The organism is Streptomyces sp. NPDC058470 (genome assembly GCF_042721055.1).
Classification (GTDB): domain Bacteria; phylum Actinomycetota; class Actinomycetes; order Streptomycetales; family Streptomycetaceae; genus Streptomyces.
The window spans coordinates 20,300-38,848 of record NZ_JBHXMF010000023.1 but is presented as its reverse complement, the minus strand read 5'-3'; the positions used below and the strand labels follow the sequence as shown (position 1 = coordinate 38,848).

Annotated in this window: 18 protein-coding genes; 8 read left to right on the top strand and 10 right to left on the bottom strand. The window is 68.7% G+C overall.

Annotated features, from left to right (window positions below; all coding sequences use genetic code 11):
• The first annotated feature begins 223 nt into the window (after positions 1–223).
• The 4 genes from ACFWP7_RS18690 to ACFWP7_RS18675 all read left to right on the top strand — a co-directional run bounded on the left by ACFWP7_RS18690 (position 224) and on the right by ACFWP7_RS18675 (position 5,012).
• Positions 224–1,504 (top strand): extracellular solute-binding protein, encoded by a 1,281-nt coding sequence (locus ACFWP7_RS18690; RefSeq protein WP_384382627.1) that lies wholly within the window; start codon positions 224–226, stop codon positions 1,502–1,504.
• 143 nt (positions 1,505–1,647) lie between these two features.
• On the top strand, positions 1,648–2,637 hold the full coding sequence (locus ACFWP7_RS18685; RefSeq protein WP_384382626.1) for a carbohydrate ABC transporter permease: 990 nt from the start codon (positions 1,648–1,650) through the stop codon (positions 2,635–2,637).
• On the top strand, positions 2,634–3,503 hold the full coding sequence (locus tag ACFWP7_RS18680; RefSeq protein WP_384382625.1) for a carbohydrate ABC transporter permease: 870 nt from the start codon (positions 2,634–2,636) through the stop codon (positions 3,501–3,503). The genes ACFWP7_RS18685 and ACFWP7_RS18680 overlap by 4 nt, the downstream gene beginning before the upstream one ends.
• Positions 3,504–3,512: 9 nt before the next feature.
• Positions 3,513–5,012 (top strand): glycoside hydrolase family 3 protein, encoded by a 1,500-nt coding sequence (locus ACFWP7_RS18675; RefSeq protein ID WP_384382624.1) that lies wholly within the window; start codon positions 3,513–3,515, stop codon positions 5,010–5,012.
• Between the two features lie 197 nt (positions 5,013–5,209).
• On the opposite strand, the gene nagB is transcribed toward ACFWP7_RS18675, so the two are convergent.
• Entirely contained in the window at positions 5,210–5,995 is a 786-nt protein-coding gene (gene nagB, locus ACFWP7_RS18670; protein ID WP_384382623.1) for a glucosamine-6-phosphate deaminase, read from the bottom strand.
• A 164-nt stretch (positions 5,996–6,159) separates the two neighbouring features.
• Positions 6,160–6,912: an SDR family oxidoreductase gene (locus tag ACFWP7_RS18665; protein ID WP_384382622.1), complete on the bottom strand. Its 753-nt coding sequence runs from the start codon at positions 6,910–6,912 to the stop codon at positions 6,160–6,162.
• A 97-nt stretch (positions 6,913–7,009) separates the two neighbouring features.
• On the opposite strand from ACFWP7_RS18665, the gene ACFWP7_RS18660 reads away from it, so the two are divergent.
• Entirely contained in the window at positions 7,010–7,693 is a 684-nt protein-coding gene (locus tag ACFWP7_RS18660) for a TetR/AcrR family transcriptional regulator (protein ID WP_384382621.1), read from the top strand.
• 398 nt (positions 7,694–8,091) lie between these two features.
• On the top strand, positions 8,092–9,558 hold the full coding sequence (locus ACFWP7_RS18655; RefSeq protein WP_384382695.1) for a sensor histidine kinase: 1,467 nt from the start codon (positions 8,092–8,094) through the stop codon (positions 9,556–9,558).
• Between the two features lie 228 nt (positions 9,559–9,786).
• On the opposite strand, the gene ACFWP7_RS18650 is transcribed toward ACFWP7_RS18655, so the two are convergent.
• A complete protein-coding gene (locus ACFWP7_RS18650; protein WP_016639615.1) occupies positions 9,787–10,044 on the bottom strand; it encodes a WhiB family transcriptional regulator in 258 nt (85 codons plus the stop codon).
• 318 nt (positions 10,045–10,362) lie between these two features.
• Positions 10,363–11,331, bottom strand: coding sequence for a diacylglycerol/lipid kinase family protein (locus ACFWP7_RS18645; protein ID WP_384382620.1), 969 nt, complete (start codon positions 11,329–11,331; stop codon positions 10,363–10,365).
• A 196-nt stretch (positions 11,332–11,527) separates the two neighbouring features.
• On the opposite strand from ACFWP7_RS18645, the gene ACFWP7_RS18640 reads away from it, so the two are divergent.
• On the top strand, positions 11,528–11,974 hold the full coding sequence (locus ACFWP7_RS18640; RefSeq protein WP_384382619.1) for a hypothetical protein: 447 nt from the start codon (positions 11,528–11,530) through the stop codon (positions 11,972–11,974).
• Positions 11,975–12,006: 32 nt separating this feature from the next.
• On the opposite strand, the gene ACFWP7_RS18635 is transcribed toward ACFWP7_RS18640, so the two are convergent.
• The 3 genes from ACFWP7_RS18635 to ACFWP7_RS18625 all read right to left on the bottom strand — a co-directional run bounded on the left by ACFWP7_RS18635 (position 12,007) and on the right by ACFWP7_RS18625 (position 14,151).
• Complete coding sequence (locus ACFWP7_RS18635) at positions 12,007–13,170, bottom strand: RNA polymerase sigma factor SigF (RefSeq protein WP_384382618.1); 1,164 nt, start codon at positions 13,168–13,170, stop codon at positions 12,007–12,009.
• On the bottom strand, positions 13,167–13,580 hold the full coding sequence (locus tag ACFWP7_RS18630) for an anti-sigma regulatory factor (protein ID WP_266454474.1): 414 nt from the start codon (positions 13,578–13,580) through the stop codon (positions 13,167–13,169). The genes ACFWP7_RS18635 and ACFWP7_RS18630 overlap by 4 nt, the downstream gene beginning before the upstream one ends.
• Positions 13,581–13,890: 310 nt before the next feature.
• Positions 13,891–14,151, bottom strand: coding sequence for a UBP-type zinc finger domain-containing protein (locus ACFWP7_RS18625; RefSeq protein ID WP_384382617.1), 261 nt, complete (start codon positions 14,149–14,151; stop codon positions 13,891–13,893).
• A gap of 62 nt (positions 14,152–14,213) precedes the next feature.
• Here ACFWP7_RS18625 and ACFWP7_RS18620 point away from each other — a divergent pair, with 62 nt between their 5' ends.
• A complete protein-coding gene (locus ACFWP7_RS18620; protein ID WP_384382616.1) occupies positions 14,214–15,794 on the top strand; it encodes a Na+/H+ antiporter in 1,581 nt (526 codons plus the stop codon).
• A gap of 22 nt (positions 15,795–15,816) precedes the next feature.
• Here ACFWP7_RS18620 and ACFWP7_RS18615 read toward each other — a convergent pair whose 3' ends face one another.
• The 3 genes from ACFWP7_RS18615 to ACFWP7_RS18605 form a co-directional block, all read right to left on the bottom strand.
• Positions 15,817–16,842, bottom strand: coding sequence for a 1-aminocyclopropane-1-carboxylate deaminase/D-cysteine desulfhydrase (locus tag ACFWP7_RS18615; protein ID WP_384382615.1), 1,026 nt, complete (start codon positions 16,840–16,842; stop codon positions 15,817–15,819).
• Between the two features lie 453 nt (positions 16,843–17,295).
• The gene (locus tag ACFWP7_RS18610) at positions 17,296–17,886 is read right to left on the bottom strand and encodes an N-acetylmuramoyl-L-alanine amidase (protein WP_384382614.1); all 591 of its coding nucleotides are present in this window, start codon (positions 17,884–17,886) and stop codon (positions 17,296–17,298) included.
• A gap of 185 nt (positions 17,887–18,071) precedes the next feature.
• Positions 18,072–18,305: a hypothetical protein gene (locus tag ACFWP7_RS18605; protein WP_384382613.1), complete on the bottom strand. Its 234-nt coding sequence runs from the start codon at positions 18,303–18,305 to the stop codon at positions 18,072–18,074.
• Between the last annotated feature and the right edge of the window lie 244 nt (positions 18,306–18,549).

Genomic DNA, 18,549 nt, shown 5'->3' with positions numbered 1-18,549 from the left:
GCGCCTGCCTGTTATGCCGCTTACCTACTTAAAGGTCCCTGCGTATGTCGGTCCCATAACGTCCGACTGGACGGGCTTACATACCCTTGACACCCGTTCTAGGTCTAGGCCAAGCTCCCCGTACTGGTCTACACCATTGGTCCAGGTCCCAGCCCCACGGGCAGTACTCGGCGTGTGTCACGCGGTGGGCAGGGGGGATTGTGGCATCCCTGAGGAGGATGGCGTGAAGCGCAAGCTGATAGCCGCGATCGGTATCGCGGGAATGATGGTTTCCATCGGGGCGTGTGGGGACAGTGGCAACGAGGGGTCGGACCAGGGCGCGGACACCAAGGAGCTGACCGTCTGGCTCACCGTGGACGCGCAGAACAACTGGCCCGAGCTGGTCAAGGCCGCCGATGACGCCGTCAAGGCGGAGCACCCCGGTATCAAGATCAACCACGAGTACTACGGCTGGCCCGACAAGAACGCCAAGCTCGACGCCGTCCTCGCCACCGACAAGGTGCCCGACGTGGTCGAGATGGGCAACACCGAGATGCTCAGCTACATGGTCAAGGGTGCCTTCGCTCCCCTCGACGCGTCGAAGTTCGAGAACTCGGACCAGTGGCTGGACGGCCTCAAGGCGTCGGTCACGTATGAGGACAAGACCTACGGTGTTCCGTACTACGCCGGTGGCCGTGTCGGCAACTGGCGTACGGACGTGGCCGAGGCTGCCGGCATCAAGACCACCCCGAAGACGTACGAGGAGCTCACCTCCGACCTGGACAAGATCCAGGCGAAGGAGGGGGACAAGTTCAGCGCCTGGTACCAGCCCACCCGCGACTGGTACGCCGCGATGTCCTTCGTGTACGACGCCGGCGGTTCCATCGCCGTCGAAGAGGGCGGCCAGTGGAAGGCCAACTTCTCCTCGCCCGAGTCCCTGAAGGGCCTCGACGAGTTCAAGACGGTCATCGACAAGTACATGCACGGCGACAAGACCAAGGACGAGTCCGACCGCTACATCGTGTACGGCCAGGGCAACGCCGGGATGATCTTCGGTAACGCCTGGGAGGGCGCGACGGCCGAGGCCCCGGAGAACGACAAGACCGGCAAGCTCAAGGGCAACCTCGAGAGCTTCGTGGTTCCCGGCCCGTCGGGCGAGAACCTCCCCGTCTTCCTCGGTGGTTCCGACCTCGCGGTCCCGGTGAAGTCCGACGCGCAGACCGTCGCCGCTGAGTGGATCAACGCCCTCACGGGTGCCAAGGGGCAGAAGGGTCTGATCGAGAAGGGCAACCTGCCCAACAACAAGACCGACCTCGCGACGCTGAAGGACGACCCGGCGACCGTGGTCCCCGCCACCGCTGCCGAGAGCAACTGGTTCGTTCCGATGGCGCCGGGCTGGGGTCAGGTCGAGAAGGCCCAGATCCTGCAGACGATGCTGCAGAGCATCGGCACGGGCAAGAAGTCGGTCGAGGACGCTGCGAAGGAAGCGGACGCCGCGATCGACAAGGTCATCAACACCAAGTGACCTGAGGCAGGGCCCCGTTGCCGACGGGGCCCTGCCTTTCCGCATGACCTGGTCAGGGGGCGGGACTTGATTCCCGTACGACCTTGTCGAGGGACGGGGGCTTGTTTCCCGTACGACCTGAGGGACCGCTGAGGAGCGCGCGGATGAGTTCCGCTGATACGACCACTGCCAAAGTGCCGCCCACGCGGCAGGCGCCACCACCACCATCGGCCACCGGGGACGGGCCGCGCAGAAAGCGGACCACCGGCAGCGCGGCTGTCCCCTGGGGACTGCTCGCACCCTGTCTGCTGATCCTCGCGTTTGTTCTCGGCTATCCCCTTGTCCGTCTGGTCACCCTCTCCTTCCAGAAGTTCGGGCAGTCCCAGCTCTGGGGCTTCCAGCCGGCCGAGTCGGTCGGCTTCGACAACTTCAGCAATGTGCTCGGGGACGGCGAGTTCTGGGCGGTGGTCGTCCGCACGATCATCTTCGCGGCTGGCTGCGTCATCTTCACGATGGTCATCGGCATGATGATCGCGCTGCTCCTCCAGCGGGTCTCGGGCTGGGTGAAGACGCTCATCAACATCGCGCTCGTGGCCAGCTGGGGCATGCCGATCATCGTGGCGACCACAGTCTTCAAGTGGCTCTTCGACTCCGACTACGGCATCTTCAACGCGGTACTCAGCAGGCTGCCGGGCGTCGACATGATCGGCCACAACTGGTTCGCGAGCGGACCGCAGGGCCTGACCGTGATCATGCTGCTCGTGGTCTGGGGCGCGGTGCCGTTCGTCGTCATCACGCTCAGCGCGGGGCTGACGCAGGTGCCGAAGGAGATGGAGGAAGCAGCCCGCCTCGACGGCGCCGGCGCGTGGGGGGTCTTCCGTTACGTCACGCTCCCCATCCTCAAGCCCATCATCGTGATGCTCACGACGCTCTCCGTCATCTGGGACATGGGTGTCTTCCCGCAGGTCTTCGTGATGCGCAACGGCCACCCCGAGGCCGAGTTCCAACTGCTCACCACGTACTCGTACGACCGCGCGTTCGTGGTCAACGACTACGCGCAGGGATCGGCGATCGCCCTGCTCACCGTGCTGCTGTTGCTGGGCGTGGTCGCCGTGTACATGCGTCAGATGCTCAAGATCGGAGAAGTGGAATGAGCGTGATCACCACTTCGGTGCGCGCGGCCTCGGGGAAGCGCCCCGGACGCCGGAAGACCAAGCTCGGCTGGAACCTGCTCGGTCTGTTCGTCTTCGTCACCGCGGGTTTCCCGGTCTACTGGATGCTCAACACGGCGTTCAAGCCGGCCAAGGACGCCATCGATCCGGACCCGAGCCTGCTCCCCACGGCGCTGACGTTCGACAACTTCAGCCGGGCGCTGGACATCGCGGACTTCTGGGGCCCGGTGGGCCGCAGCCTGATCGTGTCCCTGACGGTCGTCGTGATCGGGATCTTCGTCGGCATGCTCGCGGCGCTGGCCATCTCCCGCTTCGCCTTCCGCGGCCGCAAGGCCGTGATCGTCGGCATTCTGGCGGTCCAGATGGTGCCGCTGGTTGCCATGATCATCCCGGTGTTCCTGCTGCTCAACGACCTGGGTCAGTACGACAAGCTCACGGGCCTGATCCTCACCTACCTGACCTTCATCCTCCCCTTCACGGTGTGGACGCTGCGCGGCTTCATCGTCAACATCCCGAAGGAACTGGAGGAGGCGGCGATGGTCGACGGCTGCTCGCGCAGCGGCGCCTTCATGCGCGTGGTCTTCCCGCTCCTGGCCCCCGGCATGGTCGCGACGTCGGTCTACGGCTTCATCCAGGCGTGGAACGAGTACCTCTACGCCCTGATGCTGATGAGTCAGCAGAACCAGACCGCCACCGTGTGGCTGGGGAACTTCACCACCAAGCACGGCACCGAGTACGCCCCGATGATGGCCGGTTCCACGATGATGGCCGTGCCGATCGTCGTCCTCTTCCTCCTCGTCCAGCGCAAGATGGCCGCGGGTCTCACCGCGGGCGCTGTGAAGGGATAACGCCAACCGATGACGACACTCGCCAGCAGTACGGACACGCTCACGCGCGACGCGCTGACTGTCCTCCAGCCCGGCTTCACAGGCACCACGGCCCCCGACTGGCTGCTCCGCCACCTGGGAGAGGGCCTGGCCTCGGTCGGCCTGTTCAGCCGTAACATCGCCACGCCCGACCAAGTCGCCGCCCTGACCGCCCAGTTGCGCGCCGAACGCGACGACGTGCTCGTCGCGATCGACGAGGAGAGCGGCGACGTCACCCGCCTGGAGGTCCACACCGGCTCCTCCTTCCCCGGCAACCACGCCCTGGGCGCGGTCGACGACGTCTCGTTGACCCACGACGTCGCCTTCGAACTCGGCCGCCGCCTGGCCGCGTGCGGGGTGAACCTCAACTGGGCTCCGTCCGCGGACGTGAACTCGAACCCGGGCAACCCCGTGATCGGCGTACGTTCCTTCGGCGCCGACACCGACCTGGTTGCCCGGCACACGGCCGCCTACGTCACCGGGCTCCAGGCGGCGGGCGTCGCCGCCTGCACCAAGCACTTCCCGGGGCACGGCGACACGGCGATCGACTCGCACCACGCGCTGCCGCGCATCGACGCCGACCTGTCGGTGCTCGACGCCCGCGAACTCGCTCCGTTCCGGGCCGCGATCGCCGCCGGTACCCGCGCGGTGATGAGCGCGCACATCCTGGTCCCGGCGCTCGATCCCGATCGCCCGGCCACGCTCTCCCCGCGCATCCTCCAGGGCCTGCTCCGCGAGGAACTCGGCTACGACGGCCTCATCGTCACCGACGGCATGGAGATGCAGGCCATCGCCGCGACCTACGGCATCCAACGCGGCAGTGTCCTCGCCATCGCCGCGGGCGCCGACGCGATCTGCGTGGGCGGCGGGCTGTCGGACGACGACACCGTACGTCTCCTCCGCGACGCCCTCGTCTCGGCGGTGCGCACCGGCGAACTCCCCGAGGAACGCCTCGCGGACGCGGCGGCGCGGGTACGGGCGCTCGCCCGGTGGACGGCCTCCGTGGCTGCTGCCGGATCGCGGACGGCCGCCGGCCCGGACGGGCTTGCCGAGGTCGGACTCGTCGCCGCCCGCCGTGCGCTCACCGTGACACGCACCGAGGCGTACGCCCCGGTCACCGACGCGCCGTACATCGTCGCCCTCACCCCCGTCGCGAACATCGCCGTCGGCGACGAGACCCCCTGGGGGGTGACGGCGGAACTCAGCCGTCTGCTGCCGGGCACGGAGACCGGCAGCTTCGTCGGCGAGGACGCCGGCCCGGTGGCGCTCTCCGCCGCCGGCACCCGTCGCATCGTCGCCGTCGTCCGTGACGAACACCGCCACCCCTGGATGGCGACGGCTCTCGACACCCTCCTCGCCGCCCGCCCCGACACCATCGTGGTCGAGATGGGCGTACCTCAGGCCCCGCCGAGGGGCGCCCTCCACATCGCCACGCATGGCGCCGCGAACGTGTGCGGCCGGGCGGCGGCGGAGGTCATCGCAGGGCAGTAGCAGCCCCGCGGTTCCCCCTATACGAAGGTGCCTGGCCGCTCACGGGGGCGGCCAGGCACCTTCGCGCATCTACTGCTTCCTGGCGGTTGCGACCGGTATCGGCGTCCGTGCGGCTGCGGTCATGTGTCCGCGGTCGGTGTTCCGAGCCCGCGCGGCCGCAGCCGTGTTCCGCGTCCGTGCGGTTGCGGTCTGATCCCTTAAATACCCTGCCAGTCCGGCTTGTTGACGAAGGTGTGCCGGAAGTAGTCGGCGAGCTTCAGCTTGGATGCCGCCGCCTCGTCCACCACAACGGTGGCGTGCGGGTGGAGCTGGAGTGCCGAGGCCGGGCACACCGCGGCGACCGGCCCCTCCACGGTCGCCGCGACCGCGTCGGCCTTGCCTTCGCCCGTCGCGAGCAGCACCAGGTGCCGCGCCTCCAGAATCGTGCCGATGCCCTGCGTGATGACGTGGTGCGGCACCTGCTCGATGTCGCCCTCGAAGAACCGCGCGTTGTCGACCCGGGTCTGTTCGGTCAGTGTCTTGATCCGGGTCCGCGAGGCGAGCGAGGAGCACGGCTCGTTGAACCCGATGTGTCCGTCGGTACCGATCCCGAGCAGCTGGAGATCGACTCCGCCCGCCGAGGCCAGCGCCGCGTCGTACGCCTCGCACGCGGCCCGCACGTCCTCGGCGGTACCGTCCGGCCCCAGGAACGCGTCCAGGCCGAGCCCGAGCGGCTCGAGCACCTCTCGCCGCAACACCGACCGGTACGACTCGGGGTGGTCGGCCGGCAGCCCCACGTACTCGTCGAGCTGCGCTATCCGGGCCCGCGAGGCGTCCACGGCGCCGGAGCTCACCTTCGCCGCCAGCGCTTGGTAGATGGGCAGCGGAGTCGAGCCGGTGGCCACGCCGAGCAGAGCGTCGGGCTTGTGCCGGAGCAGCTCCGACATGGCCTCGGCGATCAGCTCGCCGCCCGCCTTGGCGTCCGGGACGATGACAACTTCCACGCTGGGCCTGCCGATCTGGAGAGGGGACTCGACTGGAATCCAAAGGGGGACTCATGTGGTATAGACCAATCTAGCAGAGCCTCACCGTCTCATCGTGTCGAACGCCCCCCGTTCCCGCACCCCACCACCCCACCGTCGGGCCGACGGAAGCCCGGTGGCCGGCTCTACGTCAGTGACCCCCCGGTGGCGTCCACCCAGCTGCCTGTCACCCAACGCCCCGCGTCCGAGGCCAGGAACGCCACCACATCCGCCACGTCCGCCGGTGTCCCCACCCTGCCCAGCGCCGAATAGGCCGCGGCCTGAGCCCATGACTCGTCGCTCGCGTGCAGGAACTCGGCGTTGACGTCGGTGTCGATGATGCCCGGCGCCACCGAGTTCACGGTGATACCGCGGGGGCCGAGGACCTTGGACAGATCGCGGGTGAAGACGTCCAGGGCGCCCTTCGTCATCGCGTACGCCATCTTGTCCGGCATCGCCGCGGTCCGCGCGAGTCCCGAGGAGATGTTGACGACCCGCCCGCCGTCCCGGAGCCTGCCGAGGCCGTGCCTGACGATGAAGTGGGGCGCTTTCACGTTCACCGCGAACACCTTGTCGTACTCCACCTCGTCTATCTCGCCGAGCGCACTCGACGTACCGATCCCGGCGTTGTTCACCAGGATGTCCAGACCGTCCGCGTGCCGGTCGAAGGCCTCCCAGAGGGCCTCCGCGTCGCCCGGCCGGCCCAGCTCGACCCCGATCGCGAAGGCCGATCCGCCCGCCGCCTCGATCGTGGTGACCGTCTGCTTCGCCGCCGTCTCATTGCTGCCGTAGTGCACGGCCACCCGCGCGCCGTCCCTCCCCAGCCGCTCGGCGATGCCTCGCCCGATGCCCCTGCTGCCGCCCGTGACGAGTGCCGTCCTGCCTGCAAGTACGCCCATGTCGGCGCCCCCTCCACATTTCGCTAGTGGTCGCTACAGAAAAAACCGTACAACAGCCCGCCGACATTTCTCTAGTACCCGCTATAAAATCCACTCCATGGTGAGCAGACAGCAGGCCGGGCTGAGTGACCCGACGGACGGCGGCGTGGCGGCCGGGGCGCCGGTCAGGGCGGCGGTCAAGCAGCGTGGCCGTCCCCGTTCCTTCGACCGCGAGACCGCGCTGGAGAAGGCGATCCTCGCCTTCTGGGAGCACGGGTACGAGGCGACCTCCGTCGCCGATCTGACGCGCGTCATGGGCATCGGCGCCCCGAGTCTGTACGCCGCGTTCGGTGACAAGCGGTCGCTCTTCGACGAGGTCGTCCGTGCGTACGGCACGAAGTACGGCTCGTTCGGGGAGCGCGCCCTCGCCGAGGAGCCCACGGCCCGAGCCGCCGTGGAACGGATGCTGCGCGAGGCCGCGGCCGAGTACACCGATCCGGGTCACCCGCACGGCTGCCTGGTCGTCCATGCGGCCACCAACTGCACCTCGCCGGAGGTCGAGGAATCCCTGCGCGAGCGGCGCAACGCCAACATCGCTGTCTTCGAGAGTCGTATAGAGGCGGGGATCGCCGCAGGTGAGCTGCCTTCGAGTACCGACGCCGCGGCCCTTGCCCGGCACACCGGCGCGATGATCCAGGGAATGTCCCAGCAGGCCCGCGACGGAGCCACCAAGGAGGAGCTGGAAGCCCTGGCCGAACTGGCGATGGCGATCTGGCCCCGCTCAGGAACCCCGGCGGGCTAGTCTGCTTGGTGGATGCTGCGGATGTTGGATAAAGAGACAACAACAAACATCCGCGCGCGCATGGACACAGGCACCATGGACGCAGGAGCATGGTCTAGTCCACAATGAATGGACGCGACATCAAGAGCTTCAACTGAACAAGCCTCCGTCTTCCCCGCACAGGAAGGCGGACCGAGGAACCGGCGCTCTCTGCCCTGACTGCTCCGGCTCCTCTCTTCGGCCGATCGGGACCGCACACCCCGTGGCCGTTGTTGCTCCGGGCTGCGGTGCCGGGCGGGCTGAGGGTCCCTCCCAGGCGCCGCGGCCCGCGGGTGTCTCCGGGCCCCGCCGGGGCCTCGTGACCCGGCTGATTTCGGGTCCTGTCGTCAGTGCCGGGTACGCTCGCACGTGTGCCCTCCATGAACGACCTCGTACGCCAGCACACCGCTCTCGGTGACTCCGACCTCGAGTGGCTGCATCTGCTGGTCTCGGAGTGGCAGTTGCTCTCCGACCTCTCCTTCGCCGACCTCGTCCTGTGGGTCCCCACGCGCGACGGCACCCGCTATGTCTCCGTGGCTCAGATGCGGCCCAACACCGGCCCCACCTCCTACCAGGACGACATGGTCGGCCACCTCGTCCCGCGCGGCCGCCGCCCCATGCTCGACATCGCGCTCGACGAGGGCCGGATCGTGCGCGAGGGCGACCCGGAGTGGCGGGAAGAGGTTCCCGTACGGGTCGAGTCCATTCCTGTACGGCGGGAGGGGCGCGTTCTCGGCGTCATCGCGCGCAACACCAACCTCCTCACCGTGCGCACCCCGAGCCGGCTGGAACTGACGTACCTCCAGAGCGCCTCCGACCTCGCCCAGATGATCGCCGCGGGCTCCTTCCCGTTCCCGAACCAGCAGGTCGACATGGATGCCTCGCCGCGGGTCGGTGACGGGCTGATCAGGCTCGACGCGGACGGCATCGTCCAGTACGCGTCCCCGAACGCGCTGTCCGCGTACCACCGCCTGGGCCTGGCCTCCGACCTGGTGGGCCACAACCTCGGTGTGACGAGCGCCGAACTCGCCCCGTCCCGCGGCCCGGTGGACGAGGCGCTGGCCAAGGTCGCCAGTGGCTGGGCGCCCCGTGAGTTCGAGATCGAGAGCGGGGAGGGGGTGATCCAGCTGCGTGCGATCCCGCTCAAACCCAAGGGGACGCGCGTCGGTTCGCTGGTGCTGCTGCGTGATGTCACGGAACTGCGGCGTCGAGAGCGCGAGTTGATCACCAAGGATGCGACCATCCGGGAGATCCATCACCGGGTGAAGAACAACCTTCAGACGGTGGCGGCTCTTCTGCGGCTGCAGGCCAGGCGGATCGAGTCGGACCGGGGCCGGGAGGCACTGGAGGAGGCCGTACGCCGGGTCGGATCGATCGCGATCGTGCACGAGACGCTGTCCCAGAACCTGGACGAACGGGTGGAGTTCGACGAGATCGCCGACCGGGTGCTTGCCATGGTCGCCGAGATCTCGCCCGGCAAGGTCACCTGTCGGCGCACCGGCCGTTTCGGGATACTGGACGCCGAGGTCGCGACCCCGCTCTCCATGGTCCTCACCGAAATCCTGCAGAACGCCCTGGAGCACGGCTTCCGCGAGGGTGACCGCGGCACGGTCGAGGTCTCGGCGGTCCGTGGCGGCAGCAGCAAGGACGCCCGGCTGCTGGTCACCGTGCAGGACGACGGGGTCGGGCTCCCCGAGGGCTTCGACCCGCACCGCTCGGGAAACCTGGGCCTGCAGATCGTACGGACGCTGGTGGAGGGTGAGTTGGGCGGAACCTTCGACATGGTGGCGGCCCCGGAGCGAGGTACGCAGGTGATCCTCGACATCCCGGTGGTGGCGCACAAGTAGCGGGCGGCGACGGCACAACTGACCGACACTTGCACGCAATCCACGCAGACGCGCCAAGGCCGGCGGCGGCAACGGGGCATGACAGTGGCCCCGGACCAATTGGTCCGGGGCCACTGTCAACGCTTACGCTGCTATGCGCATTGGGGGTACTGCGCGCTGCGGCTCGGGGGCGGGAGATGCGTACTCGCTGTACGCGCCGCCAAGCTCAGGCTCGTGCGGGGTGGTGCGTCAGGCGGAGGCCTGACGGGCTCGGTTGCGGGCGGCGCGGCGCTTCATCGCGCGACGCTCGTCCTCGCTGAGGCCACCCCAGACGCCGGAGTCCTGGCCGGACTCAAGCGCCCACTGCAGGCACTGCTCCATGACGGGGCAGCGGCGGCAGACGGCCTTGGCTTCCTCGATCTGCAGCAGCGCAGGACCGGTGTTGCCGATGGGGAAGAAGAGCTCGGGGTCTTCCTCGCGGCAAACGGCGTTGTGACGCCAGTCCATGGCTGCTACCTCTCCTTGGTATTACATGCACGTTGCTTGTGAATGTGAACGCTTTCACGAATCCCTCAACAAGTGAAGGGCCGACTGTCAGATGACCTGACGTGGTCCTGGTTTTTGAGGAGGGGTTCTGGCTCTACGTGGGGCCGATGTTGCGGGCCGTCCCGATCGCCACGTAGAGACTCGCAAACCTCAGCGGCGGATACAACCCCTTCTGGAAAGTTTTTTTTGATTCCTCGGTGTCGACTAGGTCACAGCCGTACTTCCATGGGGTGGACCCTGGCCTAAACGTTCGAGTGAAAGGACTTTGGGCCCTTCCGCTCACACAATCACACGCAGTGCACGGCGTACGCCTGTGAACGTCACGCTCGTACGCAGTCCGAGGTGGTCGCCGTCCATCTGGAGGGGGAGCGGCACCTTCGAATGCAAGGTGAAGTCGGTCAGATCATGCAGTGACACCGCATGCCTGCCATGAGGACCGCGTTCGGGGGACGAAGTGAGCAACTGCGTGGCATACCGGGCAACCGCGGCGGTCGACATGCGGCTGAGGCCGAGTACGTCCAGTCCGGTATCGAACGAGGCCTTAGGTGAGGCGTACACCGGACGATTGCCGAGAAACGTCCACGGCGCGGTGTTGCAGATTATGGACAGGATCAGATCGGTGACCGGGTCCTGGCCGGGGCGCTCCAGGGTGATCGTTCCGTGCCTGCGGTGAGGTTCGTCCAAAAACTGCCGTAGTACTTGGCGCAAATACAGTGCATGCGTGGAGCGCTTGCCGCGTTCGCGCTGCTGCTCGACCCGGCCGATCACGCCCGCGTCGAAGCCGAGGCCCGCGCAGAAGGTGAACCAGCGGGAGGGCACCGACTCGTCCTCGGTGCCAGGAGTGCCGGCGGCGAGGCCCAGGCCGATCGTGCGCTCCCGTTCCTCGCGCAGTGCGTCGAGCAGGGCGCCGGTCGCCTCCACCGGCTCGTTGGGCAGGCCGAGGGCGCGGGCGAAGACATTGGTGGAACCGCCGGGGACCACCGCGAGGCGGGGCAGGCGGTCGGGGTCGGGGCCGTGGTGCAGCAGGCCGTTCACGACTTCGTTGACCGTTCCGTCGCCGCCGAGGGCGACGACCAGGTCTATGTCCTCGCTGTCCGCGGCCTGCCGACCGAGGTCTCTGGCGTGCCCGCGGTACTCGGTGGTGACCGCTTCCAGCTTCATCTCGCTCGCGAGTGCGTGGATCAAGACGTCACGCGTGCGCGCACTTGTGGTGGTTGCTGCCGGATTGACCACGAGAAGTGCACGCATGCGATGCAGCGTACCCAGTCGGCGGTACTCGCCCCACGCCGAGTAGGGATCAAGTAAGAGTCCGGGCCGTGAGCTGGGCCACGTCGGCAGGTGGGCCGAAGGGGCGGGCGACCGACTGACGTCCCCTGCGAGGGTCCCGTGCGAGGTGGCCCCCCGGGGACCTGGGCCGACCGAGGCTGCGGGCTACTCTTCAGGAGTGAGCCGAGAGCAGAATCCCACCCCTGAAGCCCCCACCGAAGAGCCCCGTCCCGGTCGGCTGACCGCCGCGGCGGCGCTGACCGCGCTGGAGGGGCTCGCCTTGGCCGTGGGGGGTGTCTACCTGCTCGTACTGGGCCTGATGGGTGACCCTGACGACCGGCAGCAGGCCGTCACCGGGGGCCTGACGCTGATGGTGCTCGCCCTGCTCCCGCTGCTGGCCACGCGCGGATTGCTGGGGCGCCGCAGCTGGAGCCGGGGTCCCGCGGTGGTCACCCAGATCATGGCGCTGCCCGTCGCCTACAACCTGCTCCAGGCCGACAGTGTGGCGATCCCCGCGGGCATCGCCCTGGCCGTCGTCGCGGTCGCGGCCTTGGTGCTGCTGGTGAACCCGGCGACGACCCGGGCGCTGGGAATCCAAGGCCCGGGCGGCGTCCCAGAGAAGTAACGGACCCCTCAGGACCCCGCCGCGGCGGAGTCCTACTCCTCGACGAGCAGCTTTTCGCGGAGCTGGGCCAGGGTCCGGGCCAGCAGCCGGGAGACGTGCATCTGGGAGATGCCCACTTCCTGGGCGATCTGGGACTGCGTCATGTTGCCGAAGAAGCGCAGCAGCAGGATCCGCTTCTCGCGGGGCGGCAGGTCTTCGAGGAGCGGCTTGAGGGACTCGCGGTACTCGACGCCCTCCAGAGCCTCGTCCTCGGAGCCCAGGGTGTCCGCGACGGCCGGGGACTCGTCGTCGGTGTCGGGAACGTCCAGGGACAGCGTGGAGTACGCGTTGGCGGACTCCAGGCCCTCCAGGACCTCCTCCTCCGAGATGGCGAGCTTCTCGGCCAGCTCGTGGACCGTGGGGGACCGGCCGTGCTGCTGCGACAGCTCGGCCGTGGCCGTGGTCAGCGCCAGGCGCAGCTCCTGCAGACGGCGCGGAACGCGCACCGCCCAGCCCTTGTCACGGAAGTGCCGCTTGATCTCACCGACCACCGTCGGTGTCGCATACGTCGAGAACTCGACGCCGCGCTCCGGGTCGAAGCGGTCCACCGACTTGATCAGGCCGATGGTGGCGACCTGCGTGAGGTCGTCCAGCGGCTCACCGCGGTTGCGGAAGCGGCGCGCGAGGTGCTCGACGAGCGGCAGGTGCATGCGGACCAGCTGGTTGCGCAGCTCCGCGTACTCGGCGCTGCCGTCCGTCAGCTTGCGCAGCTCGATGAACATCGTCCGTGCCCCGCTGCGGTCCCGGGGGTCGTGCCGGATGTGCTGGGCACTGGGCCCGTGCTGCGCGCCCTGCACGCTCTGCGCCTCCGGCTTGTCGTGCCGCTCGTGCTCGCTCATAGTCCCGCCCGTCACCATTCCCCGAGCTCTCGGCTCCGCCCGAGCAGGGGAGATGCCCAGCTGTCCTTCTGTGGACGTGCTCGGCGCGGCACCCTCCGGATCCCGTCGCCCGTCGCCCCGGCCGGAGAGCTTCTCCCCTTGGTCCTCGTCGACCGGCGCGGTCCCCGCGGACACCGCGCCGTCCTCCGGGTGCGGCCGGGCCTGCTCGGGGAAGCCGTCGACGCCGTCCGCCGTGCGCCGCGGCCCGCCCACCAGCTCGGCGGGAAGCTCCCGTGTGCCGCGCTCTTCCTCCCGCACCGGCCCGTCCCCGTTCCTCACGCCGGCCCGGGTCCCGCGCCGCGCTGTTTGTAGAGGCTGATCGTCACGGTCTTGTCCTCGGCGACGGTGGATTCGACCTTGCCCGCGAGGGCGGAGAGGACGGTCCAGGCGAAGGTGTCCCGCGCGGGGGCGTGACCGTCCGTGGTCGGGGCCGAGACCGTGACCTCCAGTGAGTCGTCGATGAGCCGGAAGACACAGCTGAGCACCGAACCGGGGACGGCCTGTTGCAACAGGATCGCGCAGGCCTCGTCCACCGCGATGCGCAGGTCCTCGATCTCGTCGAGGGTGAAGTCCAAACGGGCCGCGAGTCCGGCCGTGGCCGTACGCAGCACCGACAGGTAGGCGCCCGCGGCGGGCAGCCGGACTTCCACGAAGTCCTTGGTCGCGGGCTCGCCTGCGATCTGGGACACCCTCACCTCCATGGTGGTACAAGCTCTTTCAGGGGCCGAGGGTCGCCCCCCGGGGTAACGCGCTAGGTGGTGCAGCGGTGACGCTACCGCGCTCGCAAGTTTCCTGTCCCGGGGGCCCCGCCCCCTGCTGTCACTCATAGTAAGCATATGAGTACGGACAGTGGCTAGGGGTCTGCGGCCCCAATTAGGAAGAGAACGCGCCGGGTTGACGTACCCAGGCGTCAGACGGTCGAACCGTCCGGATCGCGGGTCACACGCGCATGTGATCCGCGACCCCTGTCAGTATGCCGTCGACGCGGCGGTCGTCGGGTCATACGAGTACGTGGTCGACGAAGCACCAACGCCAGTTCTCACCGGGTTCGAAGGTGCGCATGATCGGGTGCCCGGTGTCCTTGAAGTGCTCCGTCGCATGCCGCAACGGAGAGGAGTCGCAGCAGCCCAGGTGCCCGCACGAGAGACACAGGCGAAGCTGCACGGGGTGCGTGCCGGCGGCAAGGCACTCCAGGCAGGTCTCGCTCAGGGGCTCGGGCTCGGGGTGCGGCAGCGCGTCGGCGTGCGTGCACTGTTTCATGATTGCCAGGTTACGTCGGGTGTGCGGGAAGTCGTGCGAAAACAGAGGGCGGGCGGAAGACGATGCACATTTTGCCACTGCTGTTGCTGGTCGCGGGAAGCGCGGCATGTGCGGCGGCCGCACGCCGCACATCGGTGCCGGCACCGCTGCTGCTTGTCACCGTGGGCCTGATGATCTCGTACGTCCCCGGGATGCCCGACTACGAACTCGACCCCGACGTCGTACTCCCGCTGCTGCTGCCCCCGCTCCTGTATACGGCGGCCACCGACAGCTCGTACCTCGATCTGCGGGCGCAACTGCGACCCGTCGCTCTGTTGTCGGTGGGCTACGTCCTCTTCGCGACCCTGGTCGTCGGCTGGGCCGCCTATCTGCTCGTGCCGAGCCTGCCGCTGACCGCGGCACTGGTCCTGGGGGCGGTGGTGGCGCCGCCGGACGCGGTCGCGGCCACGGCGGTGGCGCGCCGGGTGGGGCTGCCCTCACGGATCACCACGATCCTGCAGGGTGAGTCCCTGGTGAACGACGCGACCGCGATCACCGCCTACAAGGTGGCGCTCGCCGCGGCGGTCGGCGAGGGTGCGACCTGGGCGGGCGGCATCGGCGAGTTTATGCTCGCGGCGGTCGGCGGCGTCGCGGTCGGACTGGTCTTGATGGTGCCGCTCCACTGGCTGCGCACGCACCTCAGGGAGGCGCTTCTCCAGAACACCCTCTCCTTGTTGATCCCTTTCGTCGCGTACGGGGTCGCCGAGCAGGTGCACGCCTCCGGGGTGCTCGCCGTGGTCGTCGTCGCGCTCTATCTCGGACACCGCTCCTGGGAGGTCGATTTCGCGACCCGACTCCAGGAGGAGGCGGTGTGGAAGATGGTCGCCTTCGTCCTGGAGTCGGCGGTCTTCGCGCTGATCGGGCTGCAACTGCCGGTCGTCCTCAAGGACCTTGGGGACTACCAGGGTGTCGACGCCGCCTGGTACGCGGTGGCCCTCTTCCTCGTCGTGGTCGCGACCCGGTTCGTTTGGGTGTATCCCGCGACCTTCCTGCCGCGCATTTTCTCGGCACGCATCCGGAAACGGGAGGAGAACCCCACCTGGAAGGGGCCCTTCGTCATCGGCTGGGCCGGGATGCGGGGTGTGGTCTCCCTCGCCATCGCCTTCTCGATCCCGAGTGAGCCCTTTCCGGACCGCAATCTCATCCTCTTCCTGACCTTCACGACGGTGATCGGGACTCTGGTCGTGCAGGGGCTGACCCTGCCCCCGCTGATCCGCCTGCTGAAGCTGCCAGGGCGCGACACGCAGACCGAGACGCTCGCCGAGGCCAACGCCCAGGCGCAGGCGTCCCGGGTCGCCGAACAGCGCCTGGAGGAGCTCCTCGAGGACGAACGCAACGCTCTGCCCCCACCGCTCGCCGACCGTCTCCGCGCGGTCCTGGAGCGCCGCCGCAACGCCGTCTGGGAGCGCCTCGGCGCGGTGAACCCGCTGACCGGCGAAACCGCCGACGACACCTACCGCCGACTCTCCCGCGAGATGATCGGCGCCGAGCGCGAGGTCTTCGTACGGCTGCGCGACCTCCGCTACATCGACGACGAGATGCTGCGCACGCTGCTGCGCAGGCTGGACCTGGAGGAGGCGGCGGCGTTCCGGGAGACGACATGAGCGGTCACTTCGGCTGCCCGTTTCAGGAGAGCGGTGCTCCCGTGATCACGGCTGCCACCGTCGTCCCGCGCGGGAACGCGCCCTCGTCGGCCAGAGCGACAAGTCCGTACAGCATCTTGGCGACATAGAGACGTTCGACGGGCAGGCCGTGGCGTTGCTCGAAGTCCTCGGCGAAGGTGTCGAGTTCGGCGGTGGTACGGGCGTAGCCGCCGAAGTGGAAGCGTTCGTCGAGCGACCAGTCACCGCGGCGGCCGCCGAAGGCGGTGACCTGGAGGGCTTCTATCTCGGCGCTCAGGAAGTCGCCCTTGAGGACGGGTATGCCCAGGGCACGCTGGTCAGGGGCGAGCCCGGCGGCCAGACCCGCCAGCGTGCCGCCGGTGCCGCAGGGCAGGGCGACCACGTCGGCGTGGCCGCGCAGCTCCTCGCCGAGCGCCTGGCAGCCGCGTACGGCAAGGGAGTTGCTGCCGCCCTCGGGCACGACGTACGCGTCCTCGGCGCTCAGCGCGCTCAGGATCCCGGCGAGTGTCTGTGGCTCGGACTTGTGGCGGTACGTCGATCTGTCGACGAAGTGCAGTCGCATGCCGTCGGCCGAACATCGGGCAAGTGAGGGGTTGAGGGGGCGCCCGGAGAGCTCCTGGCCGCGGACCACGCCGATGGTGGGGAACCCGAGCAGACGGCCGGCTGCCGCCGTGGCCCGCAGGTGGTTCGAGTACGCCCCGCCAAAAGTGACCACCGTACGGCCCACCGCCGCCTTCAGGTTCAGGGCCAGCTTGCGCCACTTGTTGCCGACCAGCTCAGGGTGGATCAGATCGTCCCGCTTGACCACCAGCCGGACGCCGTGGCGGTCGAAGCGCTCATCCGGGACGTCCTGCGACGGTGAGGGGAGGTGGGGGCGAAGGACGTCTAGGTCGACCGTCGGAGCCTCGGGAGCCTCGGGAGCCTCGGGAGCCTTGGGGGCCTCGGGGGCGGTGGGGCGTCGGGGGGCGGTGCTGGGGAGGTTGGCGGCGGTGGGGATGTCCGGGCGGGTCACCCCGTCATTGTCGGACATGCGTCCGGGCCGGGCTCTCCGATGACCCTTGGAGGGGCTGGCGCCCTTGGAGGGCGGATGCGGCCGTGTGCGGGCGGCGTGCGGGCCGGGGGTTTGGAGGGGCTGGCGGTGTGCGGGTCGGATGTTCGGAGGGATGGGTGGTGTGTGAGCCGGGACTCCGGAAGGGCGGTGGTGTGAGCCGGGACTCCGGAACGGCGGTGGTGTGAGCCGGGCTTTCGGCCGGTGGTGTGTGAGCCGGGTCTCTGGAGGGGCGGATGGTGTGTGAGCCGGGCTTTCGGGCGGTGGGTGGTGCGTCAGCCGGGTCTTCGGGGGGACGGGCGGTGTGTGACCGGGGCATACGGACGGCGGGTGGTGCGCGGCAGGGTGGGTGGCAGCCGTACCGGGGCGTGCGCGGACGACGGGCTCCAGGGGGACCAGGTGCTCTGCCCCTAGGTGCCCGGCCCGGCGCTACGGTCACTTCAGACGGTCGCGCACGCGTTCCCTCATGGAGTCCATCGTGAAGCCGCGCGGGTCGATCTTGCCCGGTTGCCATTCCAGGTGGCCGATCACCGAGCGCTCCGTCCAGCCGTGGTGGCGGCAGATCGCGGCGGCGACCTTCTCGATCGTGGCCAGCTGGGCTTCGGGCCAGGGGTCCTCGCCGTTGCCGAGGTTCTCGCACTCGAAGCCGTAGAAGTGGCGGTTGCCGTCGGCGTTCGCCTCGTTGTCCGGCGGGAGTCGCTTCTCCGCGATCACGGCGCGAAGTACCTCGTCGTCACCCAGGCCCGCGTGGTTGACCCGGCCGTAGCCGACGAGGTGAACGACGCCGTCCTTGGTGATGACGCCGTGGCACAGCGGCCCGGGCAGCTCCGCGTAGCCGTCGCGGCAGAGCTCGACGGTGCGCTCGCTGCCCGAGGTCACCGTGTGATGGATCATCACGCCATACACCGGGCCCCACAGGCCCTTGTGATTGCGGTTGTGACGCTCCCAGTCGCCGACCTCGACGACGGTGACGCCCGCCGCCCTGAGCCGGTCCAGGAAACCGCTCGCGGACATGGGTGGGGCCATGACCGCCCTCCTTCGCGCTGAACGCCGACCACCTGTCGCGGCCGTCTCCTACCACTGCTTTGTACTCGGAACGCGGTGGCCGGGCCCAGCCGCTCGCACAGCGTGCGAGCCGATCCGGTCAGTGAAGTGCGGTGTCGCGCGGTGACGTCCGGCGGTGAGCTGTGGCGCGAAGCGAAGCCCGGGGATCAGGCGTGCAGGAAGCTGTCTCCGTGGGTCGCGATGTGGTTCTCCACCGCCTGCAGGGCCTGCTGCGTCGCCTGCGGGGAGCCGCTGCCGCGCCGCTCCGCCAGGTACGCGGCGCCCAGCTTCTTCAGCAGGTCGCCGCCGGCGCGCTGCGCCTGCACGTCGTCGATCTTCTGCTTGCCCTGCGTGAGCCCTCGCTGTGCCTGTTCTTTGGCGCGGTCCAGAAAGCCTGCCATGCCGATTCCCGTCCTCGTACGTCGAAGCATCAGCCGAAGCGTCGATCGAAGCATCGGTCACAGCGTCAAACGTTTGACCAGATCTTGAAGTTCCCGACCGCAACAACCGCGCGCTGTTCGACCGCCTGACGAAAACCGGCCACCATGCCCACTCCACAGTGATCCATTCCCCCTCATTCGTGTAATAGCACCGGCACGCTCCGTGATGGAAGGGTTGTCCTCGCAGATCAGTGCACAACGGGAG

Bases quoted from the DNA above. Each gene is read 5' to 3' on its own strand.
- ACFWP7_RS18685 (WP_384382626.1), top strand. From the start codon at position 1,648: ATGAGTTCCGCTGATACGACCACTGCCAAAGTGCCGCCCACGCGGCAG.
- ACFWP7_RS18680 (WP_384382625.1), top strand. From the start codon at position 2,634: ATGAGCGTGATCACCACTTCGGTGCGCGCGGCCTCGGGGAAGCGCCCC.
- ACFWP7_RS18675 (WP_384382624.1), top strand. From the start codon at position 3,513: ATGACGACACTCGCCAGCAGTACGGACACGCTCACGCGCGACGCGCTG.
- ACFWP7_RS18665 (WP_384382622.1), bottom strand. From the start codon at position 6,912: ATGGGCGTACTTGCAGGCAGGACGGCACTCGTCACGGGCGGCAGCAGG.
- ACFWP7_RS18660 (WP_384382621.1), top strand. From the start codon at position 7,010: ATGGTGAGCAGACAGCAGGCCGGGCTGAGTGACCCGACGGACGGCGGC.
- ACFWP7_RS18655 (WP_384382695.1), top strand. From the start codon at position 8,092: ATGAACGACCTCGTACGCCAGCACACCGCTCTCGGTGACTCCGACCTC.
- ACFWP7_RS18650 (WP_016639615.1), bottom strand. From the start codon at position 10,044: ATGGACTGGCGTCACAACGCCGTTTGCCGCGAGGAAGACCCCGAGCTC.
- ACFWP7_RS18645 (WP_384382620.1), bottom strand. From the start codon at position 11,331: ATGCGTGCACTTCTCGTGGTCAATCCGGCAGCAACCACCACAAGTGCG.
- ACFWP7_RS18625 (WP_384382617.1), bottom strand. From the start codon at position 14,151: ATGAAACAGTGCACGCACGCCGACGCGCTGCCGCACCCCGAGCCCGAG.
- ACFWP7_RS18620 (WP_384382616.1), top strand. From the start codon at position 14,214: ATGCACATTTTGCCACTGCTGTTGCTGGTCGCGGGAAGCGCGGCATGT.
- ACFWP7_RS18615 (WP_384382615.1), bottom strand. From the start codon at position 16,842: ATGTCCGACAATGACGGGGTGACCCGCCCGGACATCCCCACCGCCGCC.
- ACFWP7_RS18610 (WP_384382614.1), bottom strand. From the start codon at position 17,886: ATGGCCCCACCCATGTCCGCGAGCGGTTTCCTGGACCGGCTCAGGGCG.
- ACFWP7_RS18605 (WP_384382613.1), bottom strand. From the start codon at position 18,305: ATGGCAGGCTTTCTGGACCGCGCCAAAGAACAGGCACAGCGAGGGCTC.